Origin of the sequence: Maribacter orientalis (assembly GCF_900109345.1) — a bacterium.
Lineage (GTDB): Bacteria > Bacteroidota > Bacteroidia > Flavobacteriales > Flavobacteriaceae > Maribacter > Maribacter orientalis.
The window spans coordinates 380,223-398,288 of record NZ_FNZN01000001.1; the positions used below are offsets into that span (position 1 = coordinate 380,223).

The following is an 18,066-nucleotide window of genomic DNA, read 5'->3' on the forward strand; positions in this document are numbered from 1 at the left end:
TATAGTATATTTAATATACGTACTAGTTGTGTCTTCATTGAGAAGGTTTTGTCTAGTTTTTATAAAGAATTTTACCATAATTATTCAATTCTAAGCACTCCATAATACACTGCCGTTACTAACAATAGAACAAGACTTATTGCCAAAAACCGAATAGACCGTTGAACGTTTCTGAATTTCCAAGCGGCAATTTTAGAATTGATATATATTTGTTCCCCTAATTGCTCAAAAACCTGTTGCTCATCTAAACTAACATCATAGAATTTTTTTGAGAATTCTTTGATGGTTCCAAACTTTGTGATGACATCTCCAAAATAGAATACATTGTCACTGTAGTCACCTTCTAATTTTGGAATAAAACACCGTACACTATAAAAAATGGAGACGGTGGTAGCGACACCCCAAAGTCCGATAAAGACATAGAATAATATGGCATTAGAAACAGAATGCATAACAGGTGCCGCACTTTGGTAAATGAAGTTTAGAATAATACCATAAAAAGATAAAATAAGTCCCGCCTTTAGTTCTGAAGCCTTTATAAGACTAGAAACGTAGTTGATGGTACCCCAATAGTGATCCACCAATTCTTCAGCATGCCCCTTAGATTTAAGTTCGTCAAGAAGCCCTTTTTCAAAAGCGGTCAACGGATTTTGTTCTTGTTTGGTTTTGGTATTTGCTTGGTTTTTAGTTTTTAATGGTTTGGTCATGCTATAAAATTTAAGACTTCAAAATAGTTACTCTAATACATTATAAACTGTTAATGGCTGTGCTTTGTTTTTCATGGTAATACTACCTAAATTCTCACATTTAAAGGCCTCTTTAACTTGTTCATAGCAACCCTCGCAAATAATAATTTGATTTTCTTTTGCGGCGTCCTGTAATCTGGCAGCTGTATTTACGGTATCACCAATTACAGTGTAATCGAGTCGTTTTAAGGTTGCCGATCCAATATTACCTGAAATCATTTCACCGCTTTTTATACCTATGGATACCTTGGGTTTAAAATTTTCTTTATTCTCTACGTTAGGAAATCCATTTACTTGGTTTCTTATTGCCAAAGCGGCATCAATGGCGCGATCTAAATGGTATTCTCCTCTAAATACGGCCATTACAGCATCGCCAATAAATTTATCGATAATACCATCTTGTTCCATTATTTCTTTGACCATGGCGTCGAAATAGGTGTTCAGCATGGTCACAACGATATCTGGACTGGTAGTTTCACTAATTTTCGTAAAGCCACAAACATCTACGAACATTACAGTACCCTCAATACTTTCATTAGCCATAATTTTAGATTCATATTCTTGGCCACCCATAAAATTAAGTACGTTTTCATCTACGTACATTCTTAGAATATTATTCTCCTTAATCGCCTGCAAGGTTTTTCGAATCTCTCTGGCATGTTTTAAGGTTTTTTCCATGGTCAAGGTAAGATCCTCAAAGTTGATGGGTTTGGTAATGAAGTCAAAAGCACCACGGTTCATGGCAACACGAATATTTTCCATATCACCATAAGCCGAAACGATTACTGATTTAATCAATGGACTAGATTCATGCAATTCTGAGAGTAGGGTGAGACCATCCATCTCGGGCATATTGATATCACTTAAAACAATATCTATACCTGGATGCTCAACTAATTTCTCTAGTGCATCACGACCATTTATTGCAAAAACAAACTCATATTCATTCTGCCGAATTTGCTTCCTAAATTTTTGTTTGATGAGTATTTCTAAATCCGTTTCATCATCTACTACCATTATTTTCGCCATAGTTTTAACTTAAGGTTATCAGCTTATTTTTTAATAATGAAAAATCTAAAGGCTTGGTAAGAAAATCATCAGCACCCAAGTTTTTTGCCATAGTTCTATTTTCATCGTCACCATAGGCAGTAATCATCATGACCATTGGGGGTGGTTTCACATAATTCTTTTTGATGTTTTCTAACAATTCTAGTCCGCTCATGCCCGGCATATTTATATCCGATAAAATAAGAACTGCTTCATGCTCCATGGTTTTCATTATTTTTAGTGCCTCTTCACCTGAGAAGGCAAAAACAAATTCTAGCTCCTCTTTTCGTATTTCTTTTCTAAAACGCTGTTGAAAAAGTACTTTCACATCTTGTTCATCATCTACAACTAATATTTTCATAATCTTTTCGTTTTTTGTTTTTAAATAGTATAATGAGGGAACATTATAGTGTTTTAATTCATTGGTAGTGATATAGTAAAGGTGGTACCTTCTCCTTGTTTCGTATCTACAGTTAATTCACCGCCATGCACTTTTACAATATCATAACTTAATGATAGTCCCAGTCCGGTGCCTTCTCCCGATGGTTTTGTGGTGAAAAAAGGTTGAAAGATTTTATCAAGTACTTGTTTAGGCACACCATTGCCATTATCAGATACTTTAATTAAAGCCATATTCCCCTGTTTCTTTGTGCTCACAGAAACGGTGGGTTCGTAGCCTTTAGGGTTTTGTTCCTTTTTCTTTTTAACTACATAAAAGGCATTGGTGATGAGGTTTAAAATTACCCTTCCCATATCCTGAGGAACGATATTTATTTTGTCTATGCTATTATCAAAATCAGTATTCAAAGTAGCATTAAAACTTTTGTCTTTAGCACGCAAACCATGGTAAGCAAGGCGAAGGTACTCATCTGAAAGCGTGTTGATATCGGTCATTTCTTTTTGACCTGTACTGCTGCGGCTGTGTTGTAGCATACCTTTTACAATACCATCGGCACGTTTGCCATGAAAGATAATTTTATCTTCATTTGCAGATACATCTTTTGCTAAGGCTTTTACTTCGTCATAATTACCCTTTTCTATTTCTTCCTCTAATTCTTCAAGAAGTTCTTTATTTACTTCAGAAAAGTTATTTACAAAGTTTAGCGGATTTTGAATCTCGTGCGCAATACCGGCCGTAAGCTCTCCAAGTGAAGCCATTTTTTCGGATTGTATCAATTGCGACTGGGTAGCCTTCAACTCATCGATTTTATTTTTTAACTGCGATGTGCGGTGTGCTACGCTCTCCTCAAGAATGCGATTTTCCTTCTTCAACCAACGCGAACGGTAAGAAACAAAAGACCAAACTGCACCTACAAATAGGAGCCCAAATAGGAGGTAGGCCCACCAAGTTTGCCACCAAGGAGGATTAATTGTAAAAGACAGCTCATCTGGAACCGACCATGTATTGGTAAACCCTCTAGCAGCTACTTTAAAGGTGTAGTTGCCCGGTTTTAGGTTGTAGTAATTTTTGGTCTTCGTTGTGGCGGCGGCATAGGTCCAATCTTCATCTTCTCCATCAAGAATAAACCTGTAGGTCAATTGGTCCTTATTAAACAAGTCCCCACTGGCATAACTAAAACTTAAACTGTTCTGGTCAAACGGGAGGACAAGCCCTTCCGCAAGACTATAGGGGTGTTTTATGGAATTCCACGTTATATTATTTTTAATTGCATAGGATGAAACCTTATTGTTTAAAGAGTCAATGCCAGTTTTTTCATTAAAGCCCGGATTCTCATCCATAACGAACAAGTTGGTTATAAAAACAGAACTTTCAAGACTATCGGGTTGTGGTGCAGCATCCAGTACCAGTAGCTTAAATACACTTGATGGATTTGCAGCCCCAGACCAAAATTGGCCGTTCTTTAAAAATCGGGGTGATCCTTGCAAATAGTCGTTCGATTTGAAACCAAGGCCCCCATTAAAAGTATAGAAACCTTTATTGGTTGTTTTGAAAGTAGCTTTTTCAATAGGGATAAGGCCATCTAAACTAGCAGCATACATGAATTTTCCTTTTTCTACTACGTCAAAGAGCTCAGCAGGGATTAAGCCGTTTTCTTGTTTTAAATTGGTAAGGGTATTTTCTTTCAGATTTAGGACTGCCATTCCGTTTAATGTGGCTACCCATAATTCACCTTCTTCTGAAAATAAAACTGCGTTTGTGTCGTTATCAATAAGGCCTTGTTCTTCTCTGAGATAATAAATGCTGTTCGTTTTCAAATTTACCTTGGCCAAACCATCAGTAGTAGGAATCCAAAGTGCTTCTTCGTCATAAACCATTACAGAACCGCTCCCCGCTTTTAGAATATCTGGGTCATTCTTGGACACGACTTTTTTTAAGGTATTATCCTTAATATCATATACAAATAGACCTTGATTTGTGTATATAGCAAAGGTGTGCTCATTTATAGCTGAAATACCCGCTCCAAAAAGGTCTAAAGAAGTGTCATAATGGGTAATCGTATTTTTTTGACGATCAAGAATAGAAAAACCAGGCCTTGTGTTTAAAAAGTAAATATCCTTAGAAATCTCTTTTATAAAATTGATAGTATTATTGGGCCTGCTATTCAATTGTTCGGTACTAATTGCTTTTATAGAATTATTTTTTATGTCAATTATATTAATTCCATTGTTTGTGCCGAGCCAAAGTTCACCTCTAGAATCCTCTTCAATTTCCCAGACTTGGTCATTGATCAAACCTCGGGAAGTATCAAAATATTCTGTTTTTAAGGTAAATTGATTGGTCATAATAATTCCTTTGTCCAAGGTGCCAATCCAAATGGAACCATCTTTTCGTTTTAAGATACTACCCCTACCATTAAGTCTTATTTTACTATTGGTAAAAATGCTTTTAAAACTGTTTCTGTTTTCACTCAAAATAAAGACCTTTTCATTAGCCGCAATCCACATTCGCCCATTTTCATCTTCTTGTAACCTCGTCCCTTCTATATCATAGCCATTTTCTTTAGTAAGCGTTCTTGCCTTTTTCTGTTGTAAGGATAGATTTAAGACTTCGTTTTTTTCAGGGCTACAAATCCAAATGGTCCCAGATGCATCCTCCTTTATATCTAAAGCGAAGTTCAATTTCAAGTTTTCTGGTAAGAACTTTAAAACATGCCTTTCTTTACCAATGCAACCTATGCCGCCTTCAAAACTTAGCCAGATATTTTCATTGTGGTCTTCAAAAAGTGTTAACGGTAATTTTGTACCCTTGGTTACTAGTTCTTTTAAATTCTCAAATTTGGTATCTATAGAATAAATACCATCTCTATATGATGAAAGATAAATAACTCCAGATTGATCATAAAGAATATCAACTAGGCTTAGTTGGTCACCAAAAACATTGATAGTATATTGGACATTTTTTTTAAAATCTAAAACATATAAACCATTTCGAAAAGTCGCCAACCAAAGTCTCCCTTGATCATCAAAAACCATATCATTAATGTTGGTATAATCATAGGAAAAACTATTTTCCCCATCATATAGAATAAGTGACTGGGATGTTCCAATCCAAGTGGTACCATCTTTATTTTCTATTATAGTTTTAATAAGATTTGATGTTAACCCCTCATTTGTAGAAAGCTGTAGGAGATTAGCATTGGTACCCTCCATAATCCCTGGCGGTTTCATTTTCGTGATGGTGGGTTTTTTTATTGGAGCGGTTGTAACCGTAAACGGAACCGAATCAAATTTCAATTGCTCCGTGGGATAATTTTCCCAATCCATATCAAATTCCTTCATGGGAGATTTAAGTGGTTTGAAGTCATTTAAAGCAAAGGGTTTGCTAGGCAGGGCATCCACATTCAAGGAATAGGTTACCGGTGTTTTAAGCGTGTCTGAAGTGATGGTTTCCCATTCAAAAGGTTCTTGTTCTGTAAATGTAAGTGGTATGGTCTCTGGAGTTTTAAAATCTCCCACTGTTGTTTCAGTTTCAGACTTGCTTTGGTTCTGGCAAGAAACTAAAAATAGGCAGTATAAGATGCTGATTAAAAGTATAGGTCTTAGTAATAGTGTGTTTTTCATACTTGTCTAATTGTTGGTTGTATAGGGCAATTTTATTATAAATGTGGTGCCCTTATTTTCTATTGTTTCTACTCTTAATTCCCCCCCATGGCCTTTAGTTACAATGTCGTAACTCATGCTTAGCCCCAACCCAGTACCTTGCCCCGTAGGTTTGGTAGTAAAAAAGGGTTGGAAGATTTTTTCTCCAACTTTTTCTGGAATGCCATTTCCATTATCTGAGACATTTATCGTGATAAGGTTATCTATCTTTTTAGTACTGACAGAAACAATAGGTTTAAAATTTGTGTCTTTTTGCTTCTTTTCGTTCACGGCATAAAAGGCATTGGTAATCAAGTTTAAAATGACCCTTCCCATGTCTTGGGGAATAATATTTATTTTCCCAATATGCTCATCAAAATCGGTTACCAATTCAGCATTGAAGCTTTTGTCTTTTGCCCGTAAACCGTGATAGGCTAGTCGTAAGTACTCATCTGCCAAGGTATTGATGTCCGTGGGTTCTTTGGTGCCACTGCTGCTTCGGCTGTGTTGCAACATCCCTTTTACAATACCATCGGCACGCTTGCCATGGTGGGTTATTTTTTCCAGGTTTTGTTTGATGTCTGCCGATATAGCTTTCGCTTCTTCCAAATCGCCTTTATCGAGTTCCTCGTTCATCTCGTCAATCAGTTCGTTACTGACCTCGGAAAAGTTGTTGACAAAGTTCAGCGGGTTCTGAATTTCGTGGGCTATGCCAGCGGTAAGTTCTCCTAAACTTGCCATTTTTTCCGCTTGGATGAGTTGGCTTTGGGTTGATTTAAGGTTGCTAATGGTCTCCCGAAGGTCATCGGTTCTTTGAGTTATTTTTTCTTCGAGCAAACGGTTTTCCTTCTTTAATCGCCTTGAGCGGTATTGAACGATAGCCCAGATGCCCACGAAGACTAGGATTGCATAAGCCAAGTAAGCCCACCAGGTAAGCCACCAGGGAGGAAAAATTCGAAAACTGAATTCAGCAGGTTCACCCCATTGGCCATTGATTCCTCTGGTTGCGACGCGAAAGGTGTAGGCACCGGGTGGGAGATTAAAGTAATTTTTGCTTTGAGGCTCCTGACCTGCATAGATCCAGCGATCGTCAGCGCCTGCCAGCATATATCTGAATGAGATTTTGTCTCTGTTCAAGACACTCAGATTGGCAAAACTGAACTGTAGATAATTTTGATCATAAGGCAGTTGCAGCCCGATGGGCAATTTGTAAGGACTTGAAAGGCTGTCCCATTGGATTTGATTATCAAATACATATCCGGAGTCTTTCGGCAGCGTATTTTTGGTGAAGAGTTGATTGACATCGCTGGACCACAGGGTATCTCCCGTCTCAACAAGGGGCCTTAAATCTGCCATACGATCAAAAGAGCGTTCGTCATCCATGATTGTTAGTCCGGTGATGAAAACCGGACCGGACAAGGTGTCAATCACCGGATTTTGTGTCAGAATGGTCAATTTCCAATTAGGCCCACTACCAAACCAAAGTTGCCCGTTAGGCAGAAGTAAGCTTGCTCTTCGGTTATAGTCATTTGAGAGAAAACCTTGAGCCGCGCTGTATTTGAAGAAATTCCAGGGCTTGTTTAGATCAGCGGGAGGATTTACCATCAGGAGACCATCTACCATCCCTAAGTATAGGGTACTATCTTTTTCCTGTAAGTTGTACACGGCGTCCGGTACGAGTCCTTCTGCTTCACCCAGATTGGTGATGGTTTGACTGACAGGATTTATAATCGAGATGCCACCATCTGTTGCCACCCACAATGTGCCATCCTCTCGCTGCATGATCTTCCAGATGTTGTTATTGGCCAATCCTTCCTGTTCCCGTAAATATTGGATCGTATTTTTATCCGGATCTATGATAACCAATCCATTGCTTGTGCCCAGCCAGTAACGACCTGATCCATCATCCAGAATACAGCTTACCCGATCAGAACCTAATTGGGGAGACTCCTTTGGGATGATCTTTAATCCATTTGATACCGGATTATATACCGCGAGTCCATTATCGGTGGCTAACCAATAGAAGCCCTCTTCGTCTTTGAGGGCGCCGAAAACCCGTTGCGCAATGTGTTGCGTTGTTAGATACTGGGTGAGTACTTTTTCCTCGCGATTGATAATGAGAAAACCCTGCAGATCTCCATCAACGAATAGATTGTCTTTTTCAATTTCTTTGATGAAAAAAATATTTCTTGAATTTGGGTTTTGTAGCGTTGCATCATCGATCGCTTTGAGGGTCTTGCTGGAAGGGTTATAAATATTGATGCCGTCCGGTGTGCCTAGCCAGATATCCCCTCGATGATCTTCCTCCAAACTCCTGACTTCACTATCGATCAGCCCATCAGACTCGTCTAGGAACTCGGGCAAAGGTCCATCCGGATCCAAAAGAAGGATTCCTTCCGTAGTACCAATCCAGATTACGCCCCTGTTATCTTTTATCGCATTTCCCCATCTTACAGCACTATTGGTGACAATTGTTTTCATCTGCCTGCGATCTTTACTGAGCACCTCTATAGTATCATTTTTTATGACCCATAACCTTCCGTGACGATCTTCCTCAAATAAAACTTGCCACCCAAGACCCCCCTTTTTATTGTCAATGGTAGCAGCTGTTTTTTCTTCTAATGAAATGGCCATAGGACCCTTTTCGGCGGCCAGCCACATACTGTGATTTGAGTCTTGAAAAAAATATGAAACCCGATCATTCAAGATTTCTACGTAGTCTTCACGGTCTTCCCCGATAACGCTTAATACAATTTGACCACCACTATTATGAGTGAGCCAAATATTGTTCCTATGATCCTCCATTATCCGAAACCCACCTTCAAAGCCGGGATTGGTAATTTGTCGCAACTGCTTCATTTCACTATCCATGACATAGTTGGCATTTTGCCAATGGTTCATCCATATTTGATTTTGATGATCACAAAGAAGGGAAAGTATTGTCTTCGTTGCCAGAAAATGGGTTTGCGTTCTTTTTTTGAAATCTAGTACGAAGACCCCATTATTTCCCGTGGCCACCCATAATTTACCATCCTGATCTAATACAATATCCCAGATGTTTCTGTAGTCATAAGTATACAACTCATTCCCGTTGTAGAGAGATAGTCCACCGTCAAATGTGGCAATCCAATAGCTCCCGTCCTCGTTCTGAAGCACTTTTCTGATTTCGTTAGAGGGCAGCCCCTCACTCATGGAAAGTTGTAATATCCCCGAAGAGACTCCAGTCAGAACACTTGGTTGGTTCATTTTGGTGACGACAGGCGTGGGAAGGATGGAAATTTTCTTTTCAATCGGAATGGTTTCAAACTCCAGCTCAATCCGATTTTTGGGATCCCAATCTAAGGGAGATTCCTCCATCGGAGAATTTAGAGGTTTGAAATCATTGATAATGAATGGCTGAGAGGGTATTTTGTCAATGTCCAACGAGTATGTTTGAGGAAGGTCAATACTATCCGGGTCAACAACTTGCCATTCGATGGGTTTGGTTTCGGTGTACTCAAATGCTTTGGTAATAGGCGTTCGGAAAGAGGTCGGGTCAAGAGCGCCTTTTTGAACTTTATCATCATTACAGGATACCGCAAAAATGGCCGTAAGTAAGGAAAGGAATAGTATGGTTTTCGTTCTTGATATCATGACCATTGATTGATTTTAAAAGGTAAGGAAATAATAAAGGTTGTTCCCTCACCTTGTTCACTTTCTACTCCTATCTCCCCACTATGTGCTTTTACTATATCATAACTTAAGCTCAGTCCTAAGCCAGTGCCTTGGCCGGTAGGTTTGGTGGTGAAAAAGGGTTGGAATATTTTATCCACTATTTCTTTTGGGATGCCGTTACCATTGTCCTTTACAGAGATTTCTATGGTGCTTTTTAGTTTTTTAGTGCTAACGGATACGGTAGGTTTAAAGACCTCATCTTTAGATGCTTGCTTCCGTTCGTTGCTCGCATAAAAGGCATTGGTGATTAAGTTTAAGATTACTCTGCCCATATCTTGTGGTAGTACATTAATAGTGCCTATGCTTTCATCAAAATCGGTTTCTAGAGTGGCATTAAAGCTTTTGTCTTTTGCCCGTAAACCGTGATAGGCTAGTCGTAAGTACTCATCTGCCAAGGCATTGATGTCCGTGGGTTCTTTGGTGCCACTGCTGCTTCGGCTGTGTTGCAACATCCCTTTTACAATACCATCAGCACGCTTGCCATGGTGGTTGATCTTCTCTAGGTTTTGTTTGATATCCAGCGAAATAGCCTTGGCTTCTTCAAGATCCCCTTTATCCAATTCTTCGTTCATTTCATCAATAAGTTCGTTACTTACTTCAGAAAAATTATTGACGAAATTGAGCGGGTTTTGTATTTCATGCGCAATGCCTGCGGTTAACTCACCCAGACTTGCCATTTTTTCAGATTGGATGAGTTGCTTTTGGGTAGCTTGGAGAATGGAAAGAGCTTCTTCGGCACGTTGTTTCTCTGTTTTTAGTTGGCTGAGGTTTTGCTCTGCTAGTAGGGCTTGGGCTTCGGCTTTCTGCAAATCTAGAAAACGGATATACGTCTGTTCAAATACTCTGGCAAAGCGAATGAAAATATCATGTGCTTCAGGACAGTGTTCATAAGTGATAAACATAAGATTGCCATGCGAGAAATTGGCAAGATGGTGAATCTGGAAGGTTGGAATTGGGTAGCCAGCCTGAGCCCGTTTTTCGAAGATTTCTTTAATCCCGGGAAGGGTTTGGAAATATCGATAGTGTGTTTCCAATGCGTTTCCTTCAAGCACATCTATAAAAAGCTTATCGCCCCTGTCCCTTGATTCCTTAAAGTGAATGAAGGCAGCTTCTTCCGTGAGCGGTATTTTGTAACCTTTCAGAATACCCCCATCGGGGCTGCCCATGTAAGAAGTAAAAACAGTATCCTCTTTTTCCCAAATATTAAACCCACAGCTCCATGGCGGTACCCCCAACATTTGTATTTGCTGAAACAACAGAGCAGATGTATCGTTCAATTCAGTACTGTGCTGCATAGCCATGGTTCTCGATCTGACTCTTTCCAGTGCTGCTTCAATCTGAGCTTCTCTAGCTTGAGCTTCTGCTTTTTGGAGGTCTAGGAATCTTGTATATGTTTGTTCGAAGACTTTGGCGAAGCGTTTGAAAACATCATGAGCCTCAGTATAAGGCTCATAAGTAATGAACATTAGGTAACCTTGTGAGAAAAAGGCACAGTGTGAAATTTGAAATTTTGGCATTTCAAACCCGGAAGTCAAAATATTTCCCAATGTTTTTTTAGAGCCGGGAAGGTTAAACATATAGGTGTAGGTTTCCTCAAGCTCTTGTCCGCCTGACTCCATCACAAACAGCTCTTCGCCACGCTGCCTGGCTTCGGAGATTCTTATGAAGAATGGATTTTCTGTGAGTGGTGTTGTAAATGGAGGTTGAAGAGCACCATCAACTGCGCTCATCCATTGGGTTACGGCTTTTTCATCCTTCTCAAAAATATTAAATCCGCAGGCCCAAGGACGCATACCTAAAGTTTGCATTTGTTTAAACATATCAATGGCTGTATCAGCCAATTCTGTGCTATTCTGCATAGCCATTGTTCTGCTTCTTACCCGTTCCAATGCAGCTTCAATTTGAGCTTCCCTAGCTTGGGCCTCTGCTTTTTGCAAGTCTAGAAAACGGGTATAGGTTTGTTCGAAGACCTTGGCGAAGCGCTTGAAAATATCATGCGCATCGGGAACCGGTTGTAGAGTAATGAACATGAGGTAACCCTTTGAAAAATAGGCGCAATGAATAATTTGATACGTAGGAAAAGAAACCCCGGCGTCACTTAAATTTTTTACTTCTGGGATAGTTTTTAAATACTTATAATGGTCTTCAAGTTCCTTTCCTTTCTGTTCTAGTATAAATAATGATTCTCCTCTTTTTTCTGCTTCGAAAAAAAGGAGATATACATCTTCGGCAGAATTTGTTTTAAAAGGCGGTTGAAGTCCATATGTGCTGGCCATCCACGCAGTAGCGGCTTTTTTATCTTCATCCCAGATGTTAAAGCCACAAGCAAATGAATTTATGCCTAGCTCTTCTATTTGTTGAAATAGAAGCATAGCAGTATTCCTTAACTCATCACTGCGTTGCATGCCCATTGTACGACTTCTCACTTTTTCTAGAGCAAGTGCAATCTCTACTTCACGTCTTTGTTTTTCTGCTTTCTGTAAGTCTAAAAATCGACGATGCGCCAAGTCAAACGCACCCGCAAATTTTACCAATATTTCGAGGTCTTCTTTCGGTGGATTTTCAACAACACCCGGTAGACTATAACCTATTTCTCCGTGAGTTGTACGTGCCATGATAAAAGTTAGACCGCCAATATGCCGAATATCATCATGAGTGGGGGCTTGAGGGTCTACTTGTTTAAAATCACCAAGGGTAATCATCTTATCCACATAGTCTATTGCAGATTCTGCATCCATTGTATAGATGACCATGGGGTCGGTACTTTTTTCCCAATTGGCCAACAAGGGAATTTTCCCATGAATATGCCTCGGTAGTTCCATCACCATACCAATGCGGGTACCATCGCCCGAGGTCATGGCTTTCTCATATTTATCAGTTAACCACATCATATGCCAGAAATATTGTGCCTCGTGACCTAATTTTAGAAATTCAGTTCGTAAGGTCACCACTACATCTAACAGGTCTTCAGAACTAGTCATCGCCAAAGCCTTTGCACGGATACGTTCTAAGGATCCCTCAATTTCAAGTTCTTTATTCTTTTCTTCTAATTCTACGGTTCGTCTTTGAATGGCTTCCCGTAATTCTAAATTCTCTTTAGTGATTTGATTAAAGCCTATGGTTTCTCCGTCTTGAGCTTTACTATCTGGCGTAGAATAATGCTGATATACAAAATGCCAACCGTCCTCATTCTGCTCTAGTATATTACTGAAACGAAATCGACCGTAAAAACTCCAATCGTTTCCATTTAAAAACCAGGCATCGAATAAGTGGGTAATAAATACCAGTTCCCCAAATTGTTCTATGATTTTAGTTTCATTACGTAGTTGGGTCTTTCCGGCTAATTGTTCGGCAGTAGCTTTAAAGAAATTTGTGGTGTCTTTTCTAGTTAGAAATTCTTCATTATTGGTAGAGCCAATAAAACGAAAGGAGTTGTCAAAATAGGAGTCATAGGTTTTAACATCGCCATTTAAGTAACTATGCAGCCACTTATGATAAACATCTAATACTGTGGCCTCAATCGTTTTGGTTGGTTTCATAGTTTGGTCGGTACTGCTGTTGAAATAGAAAAATGCCAACTAAAAACATACGTATAGTTATCTAGGGGGCGTTTCTAATTTTAAAAAAAAACTAAAAAATCAATACGTATTATTCATGATCCATTTGATGACACGGCATAACTTGACCTTTTAAATTACTAGTGGGGGAACTTTGTACCTGTTTAAATTAAGAAAATTAGCTTTAAGTTTTACTTTAAGTACAGGAGATTTTTATACGGAGTAAGGGTTATTTGATAAATTGGCGAAAAATACTACAGGATATGATTTTATTTGAATGCTTTAGCTTTGAAGATGCATATAGCTCTTCTCTTAAAATAATTTGAGATCTATAAATTCATTTAAATATTTAATACAAGATATTGTCAAGTATTTTATTCAAATATTGTTCTGAGGCTGTGAATTTTTTATCTGAACGGAAGAGTTCATAGAGTTCCTTTTTTAAATCCGACAATTCCATCTGACTAAATTCGAGCACACCGATTGAAGCTTCTATTTTTTCAAAGCTGGTATCCTCATCATCCTTTTTAAATTCTTGGTAGAGTGATGCAAACGTGGCGCTATCTGTTTTTTGCTTTATCATATCAATCTCTATTTGGGTCAGTTCTGAATCTGCCTGCGCACACAATAATAACAGATAGACCTTAAGTTCATTCTTTGACCAATTTTTACTTGAGTTACTCATTGTTTTGTTTTTTTTTTATTTTGATTATTGTTTTTTTCGAGAGCTCCAATATTACATGATTATTAATTATAACATGTATCTTCTATGACATAGATCAAAATAGAGAAATACAGAATCAATTATATATACCAAAATGTTTGCTTTGGTTTTACTTGCCGGAGTATTTGAAAGAACTAAAAATACTATTGTTAAAAAACCAAAATCATCAATTGCCATATAAATTAAATTGCTATAAAGTCGATGTGCTAAGAATCCCGTTTTAAAGATTTTTGTTATACTCTAAATTAATTTATATTATTGAATTCTTATTAAAGAAGACCCGAAAATATACATTTGGGTCTTACAAATATTGGTCAGTTTGGTAAATAGTTAATTCAAACAAATACTGAAATCAATTTAATTTTTTTAAATCATTTACATGTAATTACTGCACTTGTTGGCCCCGTAAGCTTGATACTAGAGATTTCTTGAAAACAAACTTCTTTTGATAATATGCTAAAATCTGCAGCCAAAAATAGTACCCTTCTGATATTTCGATAAGCCTTTTTAAAGACATCAGCAATCTAAAGGAATTTTTATTTCGATTATCATCAATTTTATTTTCAAATGTAATTAATGCTCCAATTTTAGGAAATACGGCATATGCCTTGTTAATTACATTTTTTTATTTTCAGTGCCCCAACCAAGATGAATGTTGCCCATGGTAATGACATCTGCTTTAGGGAATTTGATTTTTAAAAAATCTCCTGACACCACTTTTACTCTGCTTTATATACTTCTAATTCTATTTCAATCATCAATTCTGGCAATGCCAATTCTTTTACTCCAAGCCAAGATCCTGTTGGGAATTGTTTCGTATAGATTTCATTTCTATAAATGGCAGATTCCAAAAATTTAGGCATATTGGTAGTAAATACATTTTCTACGACGACATCATCAAATGTACAGTCATAATGCGCTAAGATTTTTTCCAAATCTGTATAACAATTAATCATTTGCTGTTCAAAATTTCCTATAGCTGTTGGATTTCCTTCATCGTCCATACTTACAGCGCCAGAGATTTTTATATCGTTTCCTATTCTAACGGCATGTGAATAACCATAGGCTTTTTCTACCTTTGGCCGAAGCAGGAAATATTCGGGGGCTTCAGATTCATCTTCTACTATTTCTACCACTTTTTCCGTTACTTTTTCCTTTTGTGGTTGGTTACAACCAACCAGATTGATTGAGATCAGAATTACTATAATCCCAAACTTTAAAAATGATGTTTTTTTCATATTTGCTTTTCTTTTTAGGTCACCCTATTTATTCGCTGCATCTGCCAATTGCTTAGTGTCAACATATTGTTGAAATGCTGCCACTTTTCCATTTTTCATGGTCCAAAGATGTGCTACTTGGGCATCGTATAGAGCGCCATTACTTTTCCTTTTAGCATCATATCGTAAAGTTGCAAGTACTTTGTCATTGTACATGTTATGTAGTTCAATTTCTTTGAGGTTAAAGTATTCATGTTCTTCCCCAAGTCGAGCAAATACGCCATTCAAAACGGCTTCCGGACCTATATATGGATTGCCATCTGCCATGGCATTGCCCTCTGCTTCGTTCCATACCACTTTATCATCTAATAAACCCAATACTATTGGGATATCACCTTTTTCGAATGCTTTGTACATACTGTCTATAATAGTTATATTTTGCATATTATTTTTCATGGTATTTTCTTTTGGTTATAATATTGATTCTTGTATTGGTAAAAAAACAGGCAGACTTTATATGTCAATAGATAAGTGGTTTGTTTATAATAATACTAAAATTGAAACTCATATAGTAACATAATTGATTCCCCCGTTATTTGTCTGCCTGTGATTATTTTTATTTATTGGTATTTTGATTCATCAGTTTTACTAGCAAGAAAAACAGGTAATAGGTATACTTCTGCTTGTAGAAAATTGATGTTAGGTAGGTTTAAGTTTAATTGTTTATAAAAGTTCGGGTAGTTTAAATTATTTAGTGGGCGGAGTTACCGTATACCCTTGTTTTGTCAATAAGCCGATATAGTCTAAATAATAACGCATGGTCGTAATTTTACCGTCGACTATTAATGATGCAATATGGTAAGGTACAGGTGTTACAATTCCGGTATTGTTATTTTCAAGGGTGTTCACGCCCCAGGTAAGCAACCATTCCCCTTCGTTCCAATTATTTTCAACTTTTACCGGTAGATACAGGTCATTCGAAATACTATGTTTGTAGTTGGCAAGGCTATTGATCCAGTAAGCCTTGTGTTTCGTAGTATTCAAAGAATCCAAGCCACCACCAAGACCATAAACCATGGCACCTTTGTTCATTAAAGCCGTAATACCTTCGGCATCGGCATTTTGTAGCGCCGTTACGTACTTTTTTATTGTTTCGGTTGCGGTTTTCCCATTGTCGAATTCTAAAGACACTTTTGGCTCTTGTGCATTAGATATACATAGAGTCAATGTTATGACAACCAAAAACAAGGTGCTTTTTAATCTTTTCATAATTTATTGATTAATACTACTTTTTTAAATATTAAGTGGAGGAGCCGTTTTAAAGAAATCAATATTCCGTTTGAAATACAATTGGTTTTGGACGGATATGATTTTAAACAGTCCGAATAGCTCTTTTTATTTATCGAGGCTTTCGGCGAATGGATTTTATGTATAATAATTAAATGATGGTTTTCTATAATAAAATAGAGCGACGGAAATTAATCAGTACACAAAATAGGGGAGTGTACCAGATACATATTAATTGTTCTGGTATTGTAACACGATTTACTACTCCTAAAAATTAATTTAGATTTACTTAATTACTTTAAGTTAAAATAGTGCTTGGTAAAAGTTGCTCTTCGATTTTGCCATCACCGTTGATATGCACGTAATAGGAATGATTTTGACTGTCTAAAGAAATAGAGGTATGTACAACCTCATCAATAAAATGAATGGCAGAACGGTCATCACACGCATAACCATCGGATAGTTTACCTGTTACAATATTATTATGATATAAAGGTCTTCGAGAAGTTTCTGAATTATAATGCGGACAATGACTTTTATCAATAAATGACATACCACCAACGATGCTTAATTCCTTAGGTCTTGAATCTGTTGTCCCACCATTAAACCAACATAAAGAACCAGCACTACCGCCACCCATTACTACGCCATCATCATATGCTTTTTTGAGGGCAATATCAATGCCTTGCGCTTTCCATATTGCCAACATGTTTAGGGTGTTTCCGCCGCCAACGACAATAGCATCCATTTTTGAAATGATCTCATTGAACGATTCTTTTTGATCATAAGAATTTATCCATACGCTCATCACATGTGGAACCACGTTAATTTGCGAACAGACGTCATAAAATGAGTTGATGTAATCTTGATCTTCCCCACTGGCGGTAGGAATAAAACACAGGTTCGGTTTGTTCTTACCTGTAGTCTCTGCCATGTACTTTAAAAAAGGTACGGTATGTCTACCACTACCATAAATTAAAAGCTGTCTTTTCATAAAGACAAATTAATTCATTCAAAACTAAAAGGATGCTATACAACTACTATTTTTTTAAACTTTTTGAATTGACATATTTTTTTACTCCATAATTGGGGAGGAAATCGAATAGCCCCACTCCTCCAATAGACCTAAATTATCAAAGAAAATTGACTCGTGTACAATATGGCCTTTATCATCAAAAGTTAAGATACTTATACCCTCGGTATGTCCAATTTTTCCGGTTGGGGGTATGTCTCCAAACATTCCTGTGTTTGTACCAGTGCCTATCCAATTAACGTATGTTCTATTTCCAACCACGTTTATTTCTTTATCCACCATTTTAAAATCTGGCATTGCTCTATGCCAAAACTGCATCGATTCGAAAAGCTCGCGCTGATTTGCCGATAGTATTTCGCCATTTACATTACGTACCAATTTATCTATGGTAATCATCTTAAGCAAAACAGTATCATTATCACTCCATGCACTTAAATAGGTTTTTGTGGCCTTTTTTAAAGATGTTTCTGAAGTGCTGATTTTGGATAAACCCTCCTTAGTTTCAAGGGAATTTGTATCCTTACATGAAAAGAATAATGATACTAGTATTGCGAACAAGTTGAATTTAAGTTTTTCCATGATGGACTTTTTCCAAAAACTTCATTATTTTAAAGGAAAGGATAAACAATTGAATTAATAGGTAATAATGGATAAGTAGTAGCATATCTTGTCCGAACGAGCTAATTTATCGATCGAGAGT

General features: G+C 37.5%; 12 protein-coding genes. All 12 read right to left on the minus strand.

Going from position 1 to position 18,066, the window contains the following annotated elements; genetic code table 11:
* Window positions 1-80: 80 nt before the first annotated feature.
* The gene (locus tag BMY56_RS01625) at window positions 81-707 is read right to left on the minus strand and encodes a Pycsar system effector family protein (protein ID WP_245737113.1); all 627 of its coding nucleotides are present in this window, start codon (window positions 705-707) and stop codon (window positions 81-83) included.
* A 27-nt stretch (window positions 708-734) separates the two neighbouring features.
* The gene (locus BMY56_RS01630) at window positions 735-1,775 is read right to left on the minus strand and encodes an adenylate/guanylate cyclase domain-containing protein (RefSeq protein ID WP_091619083.1); all 1,041 of its coding nucleotides are present in this window, start codon (window positions 1,773-1,775) and stop codon (window positions 735-737) included.
* A 4-nt stretch (window positions 1,776-1,779) separates the two neighbouring features.
* Window positions 1,780-2,154: a response regulator gene (locus tag BMY56_RS01635; RefSeq protein WP_091619086.1), complete on the minus strand. Its 375-nt coding sequence runs from the start codon at window positions 2,152-2,154 to the stop codon at window positions 1,780-1,782.
* Between the two features lie 53 nt (window positions 2,155-2,207).
* Window positions 2,208-5,816, minus strand: a complete 3,609-nt coding sequence (locus BMY56_RS18455) for an ATP-binding protein (RefSeq protein ID WP_143057765.1) — start codon at window positions 5,814-5,816, stop codon at window positions 2,208-2,210.
* A gap of 6 nt (window positions 5,817-5,822) precedes the next feature.
* A complete protein-coding gene (locus BMY56_RS18460; RefSeq protein WP_177170901.1) occupies window positions 5,823-9,467 on the minus strand; it encodes a two-component regulator propeller domain-containing protein in 3,645 nt (1,214 codons plus the stop codon).
* On the minus strand, window positions 9,464-13,087 hold the full coding sequence (locus BMY56_RS01650; RefSeq protein ID WP_091619088.1) for an ATP-binding protein: 3,624 nt from the start codon (window positions 13,085-13,087) through the stop codon (window positions 9,464-9,466). Before BMY56_RS01650 ends, BMY56_RS18460 begins: the two co-directional genes overlap by 4 nt.
* Window positions 13,088-13,454: 367 nt before the next feature.
* Complete coding sequence (locus tag BMY56_RS01655; RefSeq protein WP_091619090.1) at window positions 13,455-13,790, minus strand: hypothetical protein; 336 nt, start codon at window positions 13,788-13,790, stop codon at window positions 13,455-13,457.
* Window positions 13,791-14,548: 758 nt separating this feature from the next.
* Window positions 14,549-15,067, minus strand: coding sequence for a RidA family protein (locus BMY56_RS01660; RefSeq protein WP_091619092.1), 519 nt, complete (start codon window positions 15,065-15,067; stop codon window positions 14,549-14,551).
* A 24-nt stretch (window positions 15,068-15,091) separates the two neighbouring features.
* Window positions 15,092-15,502 carry a nuclear transport factor 2 family protein gene (locus tag BMY56_RS01665; RefSeq protein ID WP_091619094.1) on the minus strand — a complete coding sequence of 137 codons (411 nt, stop codon included), beginning with the start codon at window positions 15,500-15,502 and terminating at the stop codon, window positions 15,092-15,094.
* A 291-nt stretch (window positions 15,503-15,793) separates the two neighbouring features.
* A complete protein-coding gene (locus tag BMY56_RS01670; RefSeq protein WP_091619096.1) occupies window positions 15,794-16,315 on the minus strand; it encodes a hypothetical protein in 522 nt (173 codons plus the stop codon).
* Between the two features lie 316 nt (window positions 16,316-16,631).
* Window positions 16,632-17,327, minus strand: coding sequence for a Type 1 glutamine amidotransferase-like domain-containing protein (locus BMY56_RS01675; protein WP_091619098.1), 696 nt, complete (start codon window positions 17,325-17,327; stop codon window positions 16,632-16,634).
* 81 nt (window positions 17,328-17,408) lie between these two features.
* Window positions 17,409-17,945, minus strand: a complete 537-nt coding sequence (locus BMY56_RS01680; RefSeq protein ID WP_091619100.1) for an ester cyclase — start codon at window positions 17,943-17,945, stop codon at window positions 17,409-17,411.
* Window positions 17,946-18,066: the final 121 nt, after the last annotated feature.